Genomic DNA, 14,319 nt, shown 5'->3' with positions numbered 1-14,319 from the left:
GAGGCGCCAATCCTCTTCAAGAAAAAAGAACCCGTAAGGAACTCGACATATGTTTGTAACTCCAGCATTTGCGCAAGCGGCCGGCGCGCCGGCCTCCGGTGGCATCACCGACATTCTTGTACAGTTGGTGCCCATCCTACTGCTGGTAGTCATTTTTTGGTTTTTGATCTTTCGGCCACAGCAAAAGCGCGTCAAGGCGCAGCAGGCAATGCTCAGCGCCGTGCGTCGCGGCGACACGGTGGTAACGACTGGCGGCATCATCGGCAAAGTGACCAAGGCTGTGGATGGTGAAGATCTGGAAGTGGAAATATCGCAGGGCGTGAAGGTCAAGCTTGTCCGTTCCATGATTGCCGATGTTCGTTCCAAGGCGGAACCCGTCAACGACAACAAGCCAGCGTGATCTGACGTGAATGCCGGAGCCCTTTTGGGCTCCGGACTGTTTTTGCCCCAGGAAATATTCGATGCAATTCTCGCCGATCCGTACAGTCATTATCGTACTCGTAACTCTGCTTGGGGTGCTTTTTGCTGTTCCCAGCTTCCTACCCAAAGCGGCGCTGGATGCTTGGCCAAGCTGGTTACCGAAACAGACGATTGTATTGGGTCTGGACCTGCAGGGCGGATCGCACTTGCTGCTAGAGGTCAATCGCGAAGGTATCGTTACCGAACGGCTGGGTGACCTGCGGCGCGATGCGCGGTCAATACTGGCGAATGACAATGGTATCGGCAACATCATAACCACGAATGCGGCCACGAATTCTCTCGACATCGAACTGACCGATCCGACGCAAAAGGATGAGGCAAAGACAGCGATTGAAGGACTGCAAAATACGATATCCAGTTCCTTGTTTGCCGCTTCTGGCGTCGAGGAACTGGCGTTTGGCGAGACGCCCGACGGCAAGCTGACGATTTCGCTTACGGATGCCGGGATTACCGAGCGCATGAGTTCGCTGGTGGCCCAATCCATCGAGGTCATCCGCAAGCGTATTGACGAGTTGGGCACCACGGAGCCGCTCATTCAGCGTCAGGGCACCAACCGGGTGCTGGTCCAGGTCCCGGGTTTTGGCGACTCTGTCCGTCTCAAGGATATTATTTCGCGCACGGCACGGCTGACCTTTCACATGGTCTATCCGGGCATGACAGCCGCGCAGGCCGAGGCGCAGGGACTGCCGAGTGGTACCGAAATTCTTGATAGCAATGATGGTGGCAAGGAACTGGTTTATGAGGATGTCGCACTGGGTGGGGAGTCGCTGGTTGACGCTCAACCCAGCTTTGACTCCCAGCGCGGCATTCCGGTGGTCAGCTTCCGGTTTGACACGCGAGGTGCCATCACTTTTGGTGAAATAACCTCGGCCAATGTTGGTCAGCGCTTTGCCATCGTCCTGGATAATCAGGTCATTACGGCGCCGGTCATTCAACAGGCTATTACCGGTGGTACCGGCCAGATCAGCGGCAACTTCACCACTGCAAGCGCCAACGATCTGGCAGTGCTGCTGCGCGCTGGCGCGTTGCCGGCATCACTCGACATTGTCGAAGAACGCACAGTGAGCGCCGGATTGGGTGCCGATTCTATCCGGGCTGGTGTCCTTGCTGGCATTATCGGGGCCATTGCCGTTGTTACCTTCATGGTGATTGCCTACGGGCTGTTCGGCGTATTTGCCGACCTGGCGGTGATCGTGAACGTCGGGCTGATCCTTGGGGCGCTGTCAATGCTGGGAGCAACGCTTACCTTGCCCGGTATTGCTGGTATCGTTTTGACAATCGGTATGGCGGTGGACGCCAACGTTTTGATTTATGAGCGAATTCGCGAAGAACTCGCCGCCGGACGTAGCAAGATTTCGGCAATTGAAGCCGGTTTCCAACGGGCGATGGGCACCATTTTGGATGCCAATATCACCACATTGATCGCGGCGGTTGTGCTGTTCTATCTGGGGTCCGGTCCGGTTCAAGGCTTTGCGGTAACCCTGGCGCTCGGTATCGTGACCACATTGTTCACCGCCTATATGGTGACGCTATTTATCGTCGGTCGCTGGTACAATTGGCGACGTCCCAAGACGTTGGCCATCCAGTTTGTTCGACTGATTCCGATGGCACAAAAATTCCATTCATGGCCATCCGTCGGTATGCAATCACCTTCTCGATCGTGACATCCATATTGTCGTTGGGCTGGTTTGGGTATCACGGCTTGAATCTGGGTATCGACTTCCGGGGCGGATCATCGATTGAAATTCAATCAAATGAAGGACCTGCGGATCCCGGCGTCATTCGTGAGGCCTTGTCTCAGCTCAATCTCGGCGATGTGCAAGTGCAGGGCTTTGGCGAAGCCGACAGGTTGCTGGTGCGGGTTCAGACTCAGGACGGTGATAATTCGGCGCAGCAGGAGGCTGTAAAACGAATTGAATCCACGGTCGTAGAGAAAGGATATGCATTGCGGGGCACTGAAACGGTTGGACCTACCGTTTCGAGTGAGCCTGGCAATTTCGGGTGCCATCGGCTTGGCAGTCGCCATGTTCGGGGTGTTGATCTATTTGTGGTTCAGGTTCGAATGGCAATTTGCCGTCGGCGCGATCATTGCGACCGCGCACGACGTGATTCTGACCATCGGCCTATTTGCCTTTTCGGGGCTGGAGTTCAACTCATCCAGTATTGCCGCGATCCTGACGATCCTTGGTTATTCGCTTAACGATACAGTGGTGATTTACGACCGCATTCGGGAATACCGAACCAAATACAAGAAGATCGATCTGGCTGAAATCATCGATATTGCGATCAACTCAACCCTGCCGCGCACGATCTCTTACGGCGACGACGACGTTTATCGCCCTAATGGCGCTCGTGGTTTTCGGCGGCGAGGTCATCCGCAGCTTCACCATTTCAATGGCCTGGGGCGTATTTGTTGGTACCTATTCCTCGATCTTCATTGCGGCACCAATCCTGATCTATCTCGGCATCACCACGCGCGCCGATCAACCTGAGGTCAAGATTGAGGACAAACGCGCCGACGGTGCCTCGGTTTAAGCGGGCGTTATTACGCGAGGCGCTGACGCCGGTGGAACAATGCTCCGCCAGCCAGCATATTGCCGATTGGTGTTGGAGGTCTTGGTGAACGATCTCGGGGCATTATCCCTATCAGGTTCAGATTGACGCCTATGGAAGCGGCGGGTTTCGGTTTGCCGATATGTCGCACCGGGGTTCTTTGTTGTGCTTGCCTTCTGGGATGCATGCATGGCCGATCACGGACGCGACAGAAATTACCATCGAGTCGTTAGCGCAGATCTTGGCGCTATCTGATCAAGTTGACGTGCTGTTGATTGGATTGGGCCGCGACATTACGGCTTTGAAGCCAGAGATTCTCGATGCGCTTCATGCAAAAAATGTCATCGTGGAAGCCGTTGCGACCGGGGGCGCGGTGCGAACCTATAATATTCTGCTGGGCGAAAAACGAGCCGTTGCCGCGGCCCTGATTGCGGTCGAAACCGTTCGCTGATGTCTGATATCAATCGCCAACTCACCGCTGATTTTCTGCGCGAGCATGATCGTGATCGCTATCTGTCGACGCTGGTACTGCGCGCTACCGAGCGCGATGCCACAACAGCATTATTGGCGTTCAATGCTGACGTTGCGGCCATTCGCTCGCGCGTGTCGGAGCCGGCGCCCGGCGAAATTCGGCTGCAATGGTGGAACGATGCGCTCAGTGGCGCCGGGCACGGGGCGGTGCACAGCAATCCTGTTGCTGATTGCCTTTTGGCCGCGCTCGACCAGTATGAAATCCCCGTTGGAACACTACAGCGCCTGCTTGGTGCCCGGCGTTTTGACCTTTATGACGATCCGATGCCTGATCTGGAGAGTTTTGAGGGTTATGCCGGGGAAACCGCGTCCAGTCTTTATCAAATTGTGGCGATGATCCTTAACCAGGGTCAAGTGCTCGAAACCGGCGATGCGGCGGGGCACCTGGGGGTCGCACACGCCATGATCGGCCACATTCGCTCGTTTGGGCTAAACGCGTCGATGGGCAGACTATTTCTGCCATGGAGCATTTTTGATGCCAATGGCGTTACCGAAACCGAGATCCTTTCCGGCGTAGCCAGCGAGGGCGTACTTGAATCGCTTGGCCAGTTGACCGACATGGCGGCCGGCCACCTCGACAAGGCGCAGGCAGCGATTATCCAATTGCCTGGTCACTTGCGACCGGCATTTGCTGCAATCGCCACCTTGCGGGCGCAGCACAGGCAATTGGCAAAATCCGCCGGGCCCTATGCGGTTCCCCACGATATTGCCGACTGGCGGAAAATCGTGGGCATGGCAATTTTTGCATGGCGCGGCCGCTAGCGACAAAACCTGCTCACGCCCATGACATCATATCGGTCAGGGCGCGGGTCGTTATTGCCTTGCGTTTCGCGCGGGTCTTGTCGACGCTTTTCCAGCGCGCTATGCCCTCGGGCTTGGCGATGGCAATCGCGGGAAACAAGCCAAAATTAACGTTCATCGGCTGGAAGCTGCGGGCACCGCTATATCCTTCGGCTTCGATGTGTCCTCCGGTAATGTGGTTTATCAGGGCGCCCATCGCCGTTGTTTCGGGTGGCGCTTCCAATGGTTTGCCGTGGAAATCACCCGCCGCCATGCGGCCCGCCATCAATCCGATCGCAGCGCTTTCAACATAGCCTTCAACACCGGTTACTTGGCCAGCAAAGCGCAGGCGCGGGTCTGCCTTTAGGCGTAAATCACCACCGAGCACTTTTGGCGAATTCAGGAATGTATTGCGATGCAGACCGCCGAGGCGCGCAAACTGCGCGTTTTGCAGCCCGGGAATCATGCGGAATATCTCGGCTTGAACGCCGTATTTCATTTTGGTCTGAAATCCGACCATGTTCCACAATGAACCCAAAGCATTGTCCTGCCGCAGTTGGACGATGGCATAGGCCTTAACCAGTGGGTCGCGGGGATTGGTAAGGCCAACCGGCTTCATCGGGCCAAACCGCAGTGTTTCGCGGCCACGCTCGGCCATGACTTCAATGGGCAGACAGCCATCAAAATATGGGACTTTTTCCCAATCCTTGAACTGATGCAACTCCGCGGATAGCAACGCGTCGACGAACGCATTATATTCATCTTGCGTCATCGGACAGTTTAGATAATCGGCACCGTTTCCTGTTGGACCAACCTTGTCGTAGCGCGATTGTGCCCAGACGATAGTGCGATCAATACTCTCCTCATGAATAATCGGAGCCTATGGCGTCAAAAAAAGCCAGGGCATCTTCACCGGTCAGATCGGTGATGCCAGCCGCAAGGGCAGGGGAAGTGAGGGGGCCCGTGGCGATAATCACATTTGACCATTCGAGCGGGGGCAGCCCGGCGACCTCACTGCGCTCGACGGCAATATTGGGATGTTGCTCGATGGCGCGGGTAACAGTGGCCGAAAATGCGTCGCGGTCAACCGCCAGCGCGCCGCCAGCGGGAAGCGCGTGCTTGTCGGCCGCCGCAATGATCAGCGAGTCGCATCGCCGCATTTCCTCGTGCAGCAATCCAACGGCATTGTGTTCATGATCGTCAGAGCGAAAGCTGTTGGAACAGACAAGCTCAGCCAGCCCCTCGGTCAAATGGGCATCGGTCATGCGCTGGGGCCGCATTTCGTGAATTATGACTTTGGCGCCGGTTCGCGCGGCTTGCCAGGCGGCTTCTGATCCCGCCAGGCCGCCGCCGATGATGTGAATAGGTTCTGAATTTGCCATGCGAGGGGCCATAGCAAGCGGCTTGGTGCAAAGCAATCACCATTGATGTTTGACGATTGATCGGTCTAAGGGAGTCGGTGAATAGTGCGATTCAAGGAGAACAACATGACCGCTGACATAACCTTATGGGGTCGAAAAATTCTGCCAACGTCCAAAAGGCGACCTGGGCGCTCGCCGAACTTGGAATAGACTATGAACATGTGCCCTTGGGAGGCTCGTTCAAGGGGGTGGATACGCCCGAATATCTAGCACTTAACCCACATGGTCTGGTGCCCACGCTGCGCGACGGCGATTTGGTGGTCTGGGAGAGCCACGCGATTGTGCGCTATCTTGCCGCGGCCTATGGTGCCGGCTCGCTTTGGCCCCTATCGCCGCGCGACCGAGCCCCTATCGACCAATGGACGGACTGGGCGGAAACCACATTTCAACCCGCATGGATAGGTGTGTTTGGAAGTATTGTCCGGGTTCCCAAGGAGAAGCAGGACCCTAGTGTGATCGCCGCCGGTGTCGCCAAAGCGACCACCGCGTTTGGCCAAATCGAAAAACAGTTGGATGGCCGCGACTATCTAGCCGGAAATTTCAGCTATGCCGATATTGTCAGCGGTGTGGCGCTTTATCGCTGGTTTACCATGGATATTGCACGGCCGAGTCTGGCGAACGTGGAAGCCTGGTATGCGCGCTTGCAGCAAAGGTCGGCTTTTGCCGAGAATGTAATAGTCTCATACGCCGATTTGTATGTGCGCTAGAGAGCCATAGAGTCGGAAACGCCCACATTCCTGTTGGAAGGCGGGCGTTCGATCTTCTTGCCTGTTTTGGGTAGTCGCTGCGGGCTTAAATGCTGCCGGCATGATTACGAGCAACACGGCTGATGTCAGTGCGTGAAATGCCCAGATCGTTGAGCCTGGCGATTATCGAGAGCCGTCAGTTCACGAACGGTCTGTTGATAAGCTGCCCACTTGCGGAAAGTCTTACGGATGTTCATTTGGTAGTCTCCTTTCGTTTACAAGACTATATCTAGGTGCGCCGAAGCGGTTTGAGCAGGGGGATATTGTTCAATGGAGCCATGCGTGGCCTGCAGGCCTTTAACCAAACTTGTTCAACTTGCGTTAGGGAAGTGACACGGTGTCGGGAACCACTCGATGTAGGCTCGGCAGGCAGAACAACATTCAATAGATCTATCGGTCGAAAAGGCCGCGCGCCATTTTCGAAAAGTCGGGGCCAGATAGTCCCAGCAAATCAGCATCGCGCGTGGTGGGAACGTCCATCTCCCGCAGCGTCTGCTTGATGTCGACCAGGCGCTTGACGCGCCAGACAGCACGGACAAACATTGGATGTATCCTCGAAAAATGTCATACACCGCAATAATTGGGTGATTTGACGAGCTTTGCCATGGCTTATAGGGCAATGGAGCCATGTCCCGACTGCATGTCCAAACATGTTGGTTCTACAGGCAGTTTTCTAGCACGGTCGACCTACTCGGCTGCATCACGCTCAAATTGGTGGCGGCGTGCCATGATTTCCTTGAGGAAGCGACCGGTGTGAGATCGTGGATTGGCCGCAATATCTTCGGGCGTGCCAACACCAACAATTTCGCCGCCGCCGTCTCCGCCTTCTGGCCCTAGATCGATGACCCAGTCGGCTGTCTTGATGACCTCTAGGTTATGCTCGATAACGATTACCGTATTGCCGCCCTCGACGAGTTCATGCAGCACGTCCAAAAGTTTGGCGACGTCGTGAAAATGCAGGCCGGTCGTTGGTTCATCCAGCATATAGAGCGTGCGTCCGGTGGCGCGTTTGCTGAGCTCCTTGCTCAGCTTTACGCGCTGCGCCTCACCGCCGGATAGCGTGGTGGCGGGTTGCCCGACCTTGACGTAGCCCAGACCGACGCGCTGGAGCGTCGCGAACTTGTCGCGAATGGTGGGGACCGCCGAAAAGAACTCGGCGCCTTCGTCGATCGTCATATCCAGAATGTCTGAAATTGACTTACCCTTGAACTGCACCTCAAGCGTTTCGCGATTATAGCGCTTGCCCTTGCAAACGTCGCAAGTGACATAGACATCGGGCAGAAAATGCATCTCAATCTTGAGCACGCCATCGCCTTCGCACTTGGCGCAGCGACCGCCCTTCACATTAAACGAGAAGCGCCCCGGACCGTAGCCACGGGTCTTGGATCCTGGAAGGCCGGCGAACCATTCGCGCAGCGGCGTGAATGCCCCGGTGTAAGTTGCCGGATTGGAGCGCGGCGTGCGCCCAATCGGGGACTGGTCGATGTCGATGACCTTGTCGAGAAACTCCAACCCGGTCAGGCTTTCGTGAGGGGCGGGATTGACCCGCGCACCGTTTAGTCGGCGAGCGATGGTCTTGTACATGGTATCTATCATCAGGGTCGACTTGCCGCCGCCGGACACGCCAGTGATGGCGACAAACATACCTAACGGCACATCGACCGAGACGTTTTTCAGATTGTTGCCGGTCGCACCAGTCAAGCTCAACTTTCGGGTCGGCGAGGGTTCGCGGCGAACAGCAGGCACAGGAATACCCATGCGCCCGGACAAATATTTGCCGGTGATGCTCGATGGGTGGTTAATAATGTCATCGGGGGCACCTTCGGCGACGATGTTGCCGCCGTGAACGCCAGCACCCGGACCAATGTCGAGGACATAATCCGCCGTCAATATTGCGTCTTCGTCGTGTTCGACGACGATAACGGTGTTGCCGATATCGCGCAGGCGCCGCAATGTGACGAGCAGCTGAGCATTGTCACGCTGATGAAGCCCGATTGAGGGCTCGTCCAGCACATAGAGCACGCCAGTGAGTCCCGATCCAATCTGACTGGCCAACCGAATGCGCTGGCTTTCTCCGCCAGATAAGGAGCCCGAATTGCGCGCGAGCGTCAGGTAGTCGAGACCCACATCATTGAGAAAGTTCAGGCGTTCGCGAATTTCCTTGAGAATGCGTTCGCCGATGGTTGCCTGGGTGGGCGTTAGTTTTTCAAGTAAGGTGTCAAACCACTCAGCGCTCTTGCGAATGGATTTTTCGGTTACCTGGCCGATATGGAGGTCGTCAATCTTGACCGCCTGGGCTTCTGGCTTGAGCCGGTAGCCGTCGCAGGCAACGCAGGGGGCCGATGACATGTATTTTTCGATCTCCTCGCGCATGCCAGCGCTCTCAGTTTCTTTGTAGCGGCGCTCCAAATTGCCGATCACGCCTTCGAATGGCTTGGTGGTTTTGTACTGGCGCAGACCGTCGTCATAGACAAAGTTGATCGGTGTCTTGCCGGTGCCGTACAGGACCGCGTCCTGTGTGTCGGCGTCCAACTCGTTCCATGCCGTTCCGGTCGAGGCGTTGAAATGGCGCGTAACTGCCTGCAATGTTTGCTGATAATAGGGCGCCGATGTCTTGGACCATGGCAAAATGGCGCCGTCGCGCAGAGACAGACTCGTGTCCGGCACGATCATATCCCGATCGATTTTCTGTTCGGTTCCCAAACCGTCGCACACCGGGCAGGCGCCGAATGGATTGTTGAACGAAAACAGGCGCGGCTCGACTTCAGCTATGGTGAATCCGGAGACCGGGCAGGCAAATTTTTCCGAAAAAGTTATTCGTCTTGGTGCACCGTCAGTCTCGGTTTCGTCAGCGAATTCAACCAGAGCGATACCATCAGCAAGTTTTAGCGCCGTTTCGAAGCTTTCGGCCAACCGACCGCTAATTTCGTCGGATACGACAAGCCGGTCTACGACCACCTCCAGATCATGCTTTATCTTCTTGTCCAGGTGCGGCGCATCTTCAATTTCGTGAAACTCGCCATCAATCTTGACGCGCTGAAAACCCTTGCGCATCAAATCCGCAAGTTCTTTCCGGTACTCGCCTTTTCGACCACGGATCATCGGTGCAAGCAGATAGAGGCGCGTGCCCTCGGGCAGTTCCAATACCTTGTCCACCATCTGGGACACGGTCTGGCTTTCAATAGGCAAACCGGTTGCGGGCGAGTAGGGCACACCAACACGCGCAAACAGCAGGCGCAGATAGTCGTAGATCTCAGTGACCGTGCCGACCGTCGAGCGGGGGTTGCGCGAGGTCGTTTTCTGTTCGATCGAAATGGCCGGCGAAAGTCCTTCAATGTGCTCGACATCGGGTTTTTGCATCATTTCGAGGAATTGGCGGGCGTAAGCGGAAAGACTTTCCACGTAGCGCCGCTGGCCCTCGGCATAGATGGTATCAAATGCTAGCGACGACTTTCCCGACCCAGACAAGCCCGTCATGACAATCAGACTGTCGCGCGGTAGTCGGACATCAATTCCCTTCAAATTGTGTTCACGCGCGCCACGAATGATGAGTTCACGATTTTGGCTCGGCTTGGCGGTCATCTTATTATCCGTCGCTCAGATTTTTTGGGCGTTGATTGCGAGAGGCGAGCATGCCCGCCGGTCACGCAACGGCGCAAGCGGTTCAAATAGGTACGCTGTGGCTTGCAGGCAAGCCAATTGTGCTGAACAATGTTGCGATCATAGCTACCATATATTGTCCGTAAGTTTTGGCCAGAGGGCGATGACAACACGGGAACATAAGCAGAACACTCGAAGTTGGTCAAGATGTTGGGGGTAGGGTGTGGATTGAATCGCATGTTGACATCGCGAATTTATAGAACATACAATGAACATTGAATGGCGCTGACGCTGTACCGGTCGACACGGTGGCCGCGAATGGGTTGTTCACAACCGGTATTTTCTGGCACTTTCGGCGGCGAGCCAATATATGGTGGGCAACGGCGAATAGCGAGCGAAGTGCGTACTCCAGCGCATTGCTGCGAGGCTATGGAAAATATTGGTGCCCGACCAAGGGATTCGGGGTTTATCGCGAAAGGACATCACCATGGCGGGTAGCGTCAACAAAGTCATTCTCGTCGGCAATCTCGGTGCCGACCCCGATGTACGAAGCATGTCCAACGGCGGCAAGGTCGTCAATCTGTCTGTCGCGACATCGGAACGCTGGAAAGACCGTAATTCGGGAGAGCAACGCGAAAGAACAGAATGGCATCGCGTTGTGATTTTTTCCGAAGGATTGGCTCGGGTGGCCGAAAGCTATCTGAAAAAGGGCTCGAAAGTGTACATTGAAGGGCAATTGCAGACGCGCAAGTGGCAGGACCAAAGCGGCCAGGACAAATATTCCACCGAGGTCGTTCTGCAGGGGTTCAATTCAAATCTGACGCTGCTCGATGGCCGGGGAGATGGTGACAGCTCTGGCGATGGCGGTGGATTTAGAGGTGCGCGCCAGGGCGACAATGCTGGCGGCCGTAGCGGTGGCGGGCAGCGCCCGGCGGCAAATGCACCAGCGTTTGAGTCCGGCGGTATGGACGACGACATTCCGTTCTAAACTGCTGATCTGTTCAGTGCTGATTGTTGGGCGGCGGACTGGCTGCCCAATAGTGGTCTGGTGGGGTCAAACTATTGAGTGAACGGGATGTTGGCGTAGATTTTTTCACCACTTTCAACATATTCGACTTGGAACTGGACGCTAATGTTGCCGCTGTTCAAGGCAATCTGAGCGGTGACCGTGACATCCTTGCCGTTTGGCCCGTCCTCTTTGTCGCGTTCCTGCAGATCAAAAACAATACCGCCGTCGCGCACCTTGCCAATGGCAACACCGCTGAAACGTGCATTTGAGGTCATGGCGGCTTCGAAGCGCCGCTTGTCGGCAATATAGGCAAGTGTACCCTTCAGGGCGAGATTGTTGCCAGCAACTACGCAACGACCTGAATAGTTGACTTTGTCGCTGTTCCCCTGAGTGAGAGATAGCCGGCAGACGACCAATTCGGTGTTTTCGCCGGTCAGTGTACCGCGACCGCGCCAGTCCCCGATGTAAGATTTGAGTAGGGCGATATCGCCGGGCGCCGCAAGCGTCGGCGCTGAATATATCGCTGTTGTAACCACAAGGCCGGCGATGGCGACGTGTCTCGCCAGGGAGCCAAGAAATTTCATGCGACCGGTCTCCTGTGACATTTGTCCCGGTTGTCAGTTTCGTGAGCGGTTCTAGCAAATATCGTGTTCTCTTGCCCAGTCGATACAAGACGATTTACCGGGACAAACTGGCCAAGGCGATCACATCTCGTCTATCGCGACTACGTGCTTGGGTTGATGGTCCGCCAAACGCACGCGCAGCCTGCCCAAAGGATCAAAGAATTTCCCGCCCGCCATCAATATTGCGGGCAGCATGAACAGATCGCCGATCAGTGCCAAAGCCAGCGACAGGACAAACAGCGTGCCGAACAAGGCGACCTGCGGCAATTCGGAAAAGGCAACAATAATGGTGCCGGTGCACAATATCACCGTGGTAGCGACGATGGCACCACCGATACGGAAAAGCGTTTCCTTGACCGCGTCGGCATGGTCGCGCCGCTGGTCGCGCCGACTATGCACATAGTGTGAGAGAAAGTGGATGGTGTCATTGACGGCAATGCCGAAGGCAATAGTCAGGGCAATCACGGTGGTCAATTGGAGGCCGGACCCGCTTAGCCACAGATAGGCTTCTGTGCCGAGAATGGGAAACAGGTTGGGGATTATCGACACCAAGGCGATACGGAGTGACTGGAAGGCGAACCCAATCAGGAAGATATTGATGAGCACGCTGACCGCCAGTGACACCTGCAACGATCTGACGATATCGTCAGTGGCAAAAGTGGTCATCACGCGAAAGCCACCGACCTCGGCGCCGGCAATGCCTGCTGCGCGAATTTGAGTTTCCAGACTGGTGACAATATCGGCAAGGCGCCCGCTTTCTAAAATAGTGGGCATAAAACCTGTGACCAAGGCCTGGGTGCCATCGTCCGTGACAAAACGGCGCCGCATGAATGGACCCACAGCGTCGAGAACCTGTGCGCGCGAAAAGCCGCTCTGAGTGTAGTTGTTCATGCTAGCGGCGGAAATGACTTTATTCGGACCCAACTCATTCTCAAGGATGTCGTGTACGGTACGAACTGTTTTAAAATCTGCGTCTGAAATCGCAGGGTCGTTACCCTTCATTGGCACCCGAATATAGATCGGCGCCACGCCGCCGACACCGGTGTCAATTTCGCCGGCCGTTGCCATTGCCGACGAATTTTTGGCCATGAAATCTTCTATAGCGAACCGTGGTTCGATCAGAAAATAGGGCACGAACAGCAAAACCACTGCCAGTGCCGACAATGTCGTTACTGGGCGGGCAAGTTTGCGCGCTACTGACCAGGCAAACGGGATGGGCGCGTTCAGCGCCAGACTTGGTGCCTTGGGCAGCTTGAATCCCAACTTCAGCGCCGCCTTCAACAAGAGCGGCAACACGGTCATCATGGAAATAAACATAATGGCGCTGCCAACCGCGCCTGCGAGTGAAAATTCCTCTACGCCGCGACCAGGCGAAAAGTAAAGCGAGGTAAATGCAACCAGTGTTGTCAACGTTGTGAGCGCCGTCGCGGGACCGACCAATCTCAGTGTTTTGTCGACGGCGTCAGAGGGGTCCGTGCCGTCGCGCCAGTGGGCCAGCCAATTGAAGATGAAAAACATGCTTTCAGCAAAGGCCATTACGAGCACCAGCGTCGTTACGATAATTGTCAGGAACGAGAACGAGCCAAACATCATCAGCACGGTACCAACCGACCAAATAAGTGCCACGAACGGGGTTGCTGCGACCAACAACGCGCCAAAGAATGATCTCAAGGCAAAGAACGCGATGATGGCGCCTATGGTAAAGCCATAGACCGTAAAACGGATCTGATCGTTTACGGCAGCGCCAAGCATTTCCGAGGTCCATATCGGTGGGCCTGTGAGTTCAATCTGCAAGTCATCAGTCTGATATTGGGCAGCGAGTTGACGCAGGCTTGCCAACATGCCCTGGGTGCCCCCATCCCTGGTCATCTCCGAGTTCGGAAACATGATCAGCACAACGCCAGTCAGGTCCGGCGTAATGAGGTTGCGCATCATGGGATCATTTTGCTGCAGATCGGCGAGGGCGGCTGATACCTGGTTTTTATCGGTCATCCCCTCCGGCACGGCGGGGACGGAGCCGCCGCTCCCATCGGGCTTGCGCAACGTAAATGGTGACATTGTCCCAATGGCATAATCATTCAGCTCAAGGTCGAAGGCTAAATTGCGAACCTGTTCGAGGATCTGAGGATCGGTCAGTTGGTCGGAATGGACCAGAACATAAATGTCGTTCTCAAAGGTGCCAAAGGTGTCGGCAAGCCGCTGATAGGCATCGTAATAGTGACCCGAATTGGCGTAAATCCGCATCAAGTTGCCATCGACATTGGCTTTTGGCAGTTGATAGATGCAGAGCAGGGTAAATGCGGCGACGCAGAGCGCGATGAGGCGTGGGAACCGCAGGGTAGCCAAGCCGATATTCTCGAGGCCAAAGCCAATCGATCGCTGGAATGCGAGGTATGTTAGCAGGCGAGCGAACAAACTCTGTTGGTTCAACGGCCCGAATCTCCCTGCCAAGTGTGCTGAGGCAGAATTGGTAGGTGGTAAAGTTGGTGCCGTCCAGCAATCAAGGGGAAAGAAGCGGCAATCCTTGGCATTGTGATGCGGAATCGCCTATAGGATAGACATGTTGGCCAACCAAG

12 protein-coding genes and 3 pseudogenes are annotated in these 14,319 nt (G+C 55.6%); 9 read left to right on the top strand and 6 right to left on the bottom strand.

Going from position 1 to position 14,319, the window contains the following annotated elements; all coding sequences use genetic code 11:
- Positions 1-49: 49 nt before the first annotated feature.
- From yajC to PSQ19_RS04190, 7 genes and pseudogenes are all read left to right on the top strand, one after another.
- Entirely contained in the window at positions 50-400 is a 351-nt protein-coding gene (gene yajC / locus PSQ19_RS04220; protein ID WP_282219744.1) for a preprotein translocase subunit YajC, read from the top strand.
- A gap of 61 nt (positions 401-461) precedes the next feature.
- Complete coding sequence (secD, locus tag PSQ19_RS04215; protein ID WP_282219743.1) at positions 462-2,144, top strand: protein translocase subunit SecD; 1,683 nt, start codon at positions 462-464, stop codon at positions 2,142-2,144.
- A pseudogene (locus tag PSQ19_RS04210) lies at positions 2,105-2,209 on the top strand (protein translocase subunit SecF); the annotation flags it as partial. The gene secD and the pseudogene PSQ19_RS04210, both read left to right, overlap by 40 nt.
- 211 nt (positions 2,210-2,420) lie before the next feature.
- Positions 2,421-2,732: pseudogene (locus PSQ19_RS04205) on the top strand (hypothetical protein); the annotation flags it as partial.
- 91 nt (positions 2,733-2,823) lie between these two features.
- The gene (locus PSQ19_RS04200; protein ID WP_282219742.1) at positions 2,824-3,015 is read left to right on the top strand and encodes a hypothetical protein; all 192 of its coding nucleotides are present in this window, start codon (positions 2,824-2,826) and stop codon (positions 3,013-3,015) included.
- A 91-nt stretch (positions 3,016-3,106) separates the two neighbouring features.
- Positions 3,107-3,484 carry an Mth938-like domain-containing protein gene (locus PSQ19_RS04195; protein WP_282220609.1) on the top strand — a complete coding sequence of 126 codons (378 nt, stop codon included), beginning with the start codon at positions 3,107-3,109 and terminating at the stop codon, positions 3,482-3,484.
- A complete protein-coding gene (locus tag PSQ19_RS04190) occupies positions 3,484-4,326 on the top strand; it encodes a phytoene/squalene synthase family protein (protein ID WP_282219741.1) in 843 nt (280 codons plus the stop codon). The genes PSQ19_RS04195 and PSQ19_RS04190 overlap by 1 nt, the downstream gene beginning before the upstream one ends.
- 13 nt (positions 4,327-4,339) lie before the next feature.
- Here the strand turns inward: PSQ19_RS04190 and trmFO are convergent.
- A pseudogene (gene trmFO / locus PSQ19_RS04185) lies at positions 4,340-5,726 on the bottom strand (methylenetetrahydrofolate--tRNA-(uracil(54)-C(5))-methyltransferase (FADH(2)-oxidizing) TrmFO).
- Between the two features lie 125 nt (positions 5,727-5,851).
- Here trmFO and PSQ19_RS04180 point away from each other — a divergent pair.
- Positions 5,852-6,472 carry a glutathione S-transferase family protein gene (locus PSQ19_RS04180; RefSeq protein WP_282219740.1) on the top strand — a complete coding sequence of 207 codons (621 nt, stop codon included), beginning with the start codon at positions 5,852-5,854 and terminating at the stop codon, positions 6,470-6,472.
- A gap of 125 nt (positions 6,473-6,597) precedes the next feature.
- On the opposite strand, the gene PSQ19_RS04175 is transcribed toward PSQ19_RS04180, so the two are convergent.
- The 3 genes from PSQ19_RS04175 to uvrA form a co-directional block, all read right to left on the bottom strand.
- Positions 6,598-6,708, bottom strand: coding sequence for a DUF1127 domain-containing protein (locus PSQ19_RS04175; protein WP_282219739.1), 111 nt, complete (start codon positions 6,706-6,708; stop codon positions 6,598-6,600).
- 193 nt (positions 6,709-6,901) lie between these two features.
- A complete protein-coding gene (locus PSQ19_RS04170; RefSeq protein ID WP_282219738.1) occupies positions 6,902-7,054 on the bottom strand; it encodes a hypothetical protein in 153 nt (50 codons plus the stop codon).
- Positions 7,055-7,198: 144 nt separating this feature from the next.
- A complete protein-coding gene (gene uvrA, locus PSQ19_RS04165; protein WP_282219737.1) occupies positions 7,199-10,093 on the bottom strand; it encodes an excinuclease ABC subunit UvrA in 2,895 nt (964 codons plus the stop codon).
- A 505-nt stretch (positions 10,094-10,598) separates the two neighbouring features.
- Between uvrA and ssb the strand changes: the two genes are divergently transcribed.
- Complete coding sequence (gene ssb / locus PSQ19_RS04160; RefSeq protein WP_282219736.1) at positions 10,599-11,099, top strand: single-stranded DNA-binding protein; 501 nt, start codon at positions 10,599-10,601, stop codon at positions 11,097-11,099.
- A 71-nt stretch (positions 11,100-11,170) separates the two neighbouring features.
- On the opposite strand, the gene PSQ19_RS04155 is transcribed toward ssb, so the two are convergent.
- On the bottom strand, positions 11,171-11,704 hold the full coding sequence (locus tag PSQ19_RS04155; RefSeq protein WP_282219735.1) for a hypothetical protein: 534 nt from the start codon (positions 11,702-11,704) through the stop codon (positions 11,171-11,173).
- A 120-nt stretch (positions 11,705-11,824) separates the two neighbouring features.
- Positions 11,825-14,173: an efflux RND transporter permease subunit gene (locus PSQ19_RS04150; protein WP_282219734.1), complete on the bottom strand. Its 2,349-nt coding sequence runs from the start codon at positions 14,171-14,173 to the stop codon at positions 11,825-11,827.
- Positions 14,174-14,319 lie beyond the last annotated feature (146 nt).

The sequence above is a fragment of the Devosia algicola genome (assembly GCF_028816455.1).
Classification (GTDB): Bacteria; Pseudomonadota; Alphaproteobacteria; order Rhizobiales; family Devosiaceae; genus Devosia; species Devosia algicola.
The sequence above is the reverse complement of the archived record's forward strand: the minus strand, read 5'-3'. Positions and strand labels throughout refer to the sequence as shown.

Excerpts from the sequence above, each read along its gene's own strand:
- yajC (WP_282219744.1), top strand. The coding sequence starts at position 50 with ATGTTTGTAACTCCAGCATTTGCGCAAGCGGCCGGCGCGCCGGCCTCC.
- ssb (WP_282219736.1), top strand. The coding sequence starts at position 10,599 with ATGGCGGGTAGCGTCAACAAAGTCATTCTCGTCGGCAATCTCGGTGCC.
- PSQ19_RS04155 (WP_282219735.1), bottom strand. The coding sequence starts at position 11,704 with ATGAAATTTCTTGGCTCCCTGGCGAGACACGTCGCCATCGCCGGCCTT.
- PSQ19_RS04180 (WP_282219740.1), top strand. The coding sequence starts at position 5,852 with ATGGGGTCGAAAAATTCTGCCAACGTCCAAAAGGCGACCTGGGCGCTC.
- uvrA (WP_282219737.1), bottom strand. The coding sequence starts at position 10,093 with ATGACCGCCAAGCCGAGCCAAAATCGTGAACTCATCATTCGTGGCGCG.
- PSQ19_RS04200 (WP_282219742.1), top strand. The coding sequence starts at position 2,824 with ATGGCGCTCGTGGTTTTCGGCGGCGAGGTCATCCGCAGCTTCACCATT.
- PSQ19_RS04175 (WP_282219739.1), bottom strand. The coding sequence starts at position 6,708 with ATGAACATCCGTAAGACTTTCCGCAAGTGGGCAGCTTATCAACAGACC.
- secD (WP_282219743.1), top strand. The coding sequence starts at position 462 with ATGCAATTCTCGCCGATCCGTACAGTCATTATCGTACTCGTAACTCTG.
- PSQ19_RS04190 (WP_282219741.1), top strand. The coding sequence starts at position 3,484 with ATGTCTGATATCAATCGCCAACTCACCGCTGATTTTCTGCGCGAGCAT.
- PSQ19_RS04170 (WP_282219738.1), bottom strand. The coding sequence starts at position 7,054 with ATGTTTGTCCGTGCTGTCTGGCGCGTCAAGCGCCTGGTCGACATCAAG.